The sequence below is a fragment of the Stenotrophomonas sp. P5_B8 genome (assembly GCF_054049855.1).
In genome coordinates this window covers 1-1,797 of the sequence record NZ_JBFULO010000607.1, presented here as the reverse complement: position 1 = coordinate 1,797, position 1,797 = coordinate 1, and the positions used below count along the sequence as shown (strand labels likewise).

Annotated in this window: 3 protein-coding genes and 1 tRNA gene; all 4 read left to right on the top strand. The window is 64.0% G+C overall.

Annotation, left to right across the window (positions count from 1 at the left end; translation table 11 throughout):
- Positions 1–74: 74 nt before the first annotated feature.
- Complete coding sequence (gene tpiA / locus ACXJKH_RS19895) at positions 75–830, top strand: triose-phosphate isomerase (RefSeq protein ID WP_457321945.1); 756 nt, start codon at positions 75–77, stop codon at positions 828–830.
- A 54-nt stretch (positions 831–884) separates the two neighbouring features.
- The gene (secG, locus tag ACXJKH_RS19890; RefSeq protein ID WP_256774730.1) at positions 885–1,325 is read left to right on the top strand and encodes a preprotein translocase subunit SecG; all 441 of its coding nucleotides are present in this window, start codon (positions 885–887) and stop codon (positions 1,323–1,325) included.
- A 64-nt stretch (positions 1,326–1,389) separates the two neighbouring features.
- Positions 1,390–1,474, top strand: a tRNA-Leu gene (locus tag ACXJKH_RS19885).
- 112 nt (positions 1,475–1,586) lie between these two features.
- A partial coding sequence (gene ndhC / locus ACXJKH_RS19880) for an NADH-quinone oxidoreductase subunit A (RefSeq protein ID WP_457321947.1) occupies positions 1,587–1,797 on the top strand: 211 nt, incomplete at its 3' end.

The following is a 1,797-nucleotide window of genomic DNA, read 5'->3' as shown; positions in this document are numbered from 1 at the left end:
GTAAGCGTTTTCGCAGCCACCCCATTTCGTTACATCCGTTATCATGGGCGGCTGATACCCAAAGGAGCATCGCCATGCGTCGCAAGATCGTCGCCGGTAACTGGAAGCTGCACGGCAGCCGCCAATTCGCCACGGACCTGGTCAGCGACCTGGTGGCCAGCCTCCCGGCCGACGGCGTCGAGGTGGTGATCCTGCCCCCGTTGCCCTATCTGGGCGAACTGGTCGAAGCGTTCGAAGGCCGCGCCATCGCCTTCGGCTCCCAGGACGTCAGCTCCAATGAGAAGGGGGCCTACACCGGTGAGGTCTCTGCGGCCATGCTCGCCGAAGTTGGCGCCCGCTACGGCCTGGTCGGCCACTCCGAGCGGCGCCAGTACCACGCCGAAAGCAGCGAGCTGGTCGCGCGCAAGTTCGCCGCCGCCCTGCATGCCGGCCTGGTCCCGGTGCTGTGCGTGGGTGAAACCCTGGAGCAGCGCGAGGCCGGCCAGACCGAGCAGGTCATTGCCGGCCAGCTGGCCCCGGTCCTTGACCTGGTCGGCCCGGCCGGCTTCCAGCACGCCGTTGTCGCCTATGAGCCGGTCTGGGCAATCGGCACCGGCCGCACCGCTTCCAAGGAGCAGGCCCAGCAGGTCCATGCGTTCATCCGTGGCGAAGTGGCCAAGCTGGATGCTAGAATCGCCGATTCGTTGCCGATCCTGTACGGCGGCAGCGTGAAGCCCGACAACGCAGGGGAACTGTTCGCACAGCCCGATGTCGATGGTGGGCTGGTGGGCGGCGCCTCGTTGGTTGCCGCGGACTTCCTGGCCATCGTCGATGCGGCGGCCGGGCGATAAAGAATAATGTTGCCGGCTGCTGGCCGGCATTTACAGTCCGAGGACGGATTCGAAATGCTGATGTTGATCCTCAATGTGGTCTACGTGCTGGTGGCAGTGGCCATGATCGCGCTCATCCTGATGCAGCGTGGTTCCGGTGCGGCCGCAGGCTCGGGCTTCGGTGCCGGTGCCTCCGGGACCGTGTTCGGCGCGCGTGGCGCGTCCAACTTCCTGTCCAAGTCGACCAAGTGGCTGGCCGTGGTGTTCTTCGGCATCAGCCTCTTCATGGCCTGGTACGCCAGCCATGGCTCGCGTCCGACCAGCGGTCAGGATCTCGGTCTGATGTCGGCCCCGGTCGCAACGACCCCGGCCGCCCCGGCGGGCGAGCTGCCGGCCGTGCCCAAGGCCCCGGAAACCGCTGTGCAGCAGCCGGTTCCGCAGGCAACTGTGCCGGCTCAGGCGGAAACGCCGAAATCGGGTGAAGAAAAGCCTTCGGAAGGCTCCCAGACTCGCTGAAGACGGTTACAATATGCGGCGCATTGAGGGAGTCCGATAGGGAATCCCGTCAATGCAAACGTAAGCCCAGGTGGCGGAATTGGTAGACGCACTACCTTGAGGTGGTAGCGACGAGAGTCGTAGGGGTTCGAGTCCCMTCTTGGGCACCATTTGTTTGTAAGCGGGTTCGTCTGGCGCGCAAAGCGCCAGGTAGCGGTATCCGTCCACTCCCCCATGCCAAAGCGCCTGCAGGCGCAGCGGCAGAGGCAAGAGAGAATCGCTGTGCTGGCCGAATATTTGCCGTCTCTGCTGTTTCTGATCGTTGCCACCGGTATCGGCGTTTCGCTGATGCTGGTTGGCCGATTCCTCGGTCCACGACGTCCTGATCTGAAAAAGCTCTCGCCGTACGAATGCGGCTTCGAGGCTTTCGAGGACGCGCGCATGAAGTTCGATGTGCGCTACTACCTGATCGCGATCCAGTTCATCGTATTTG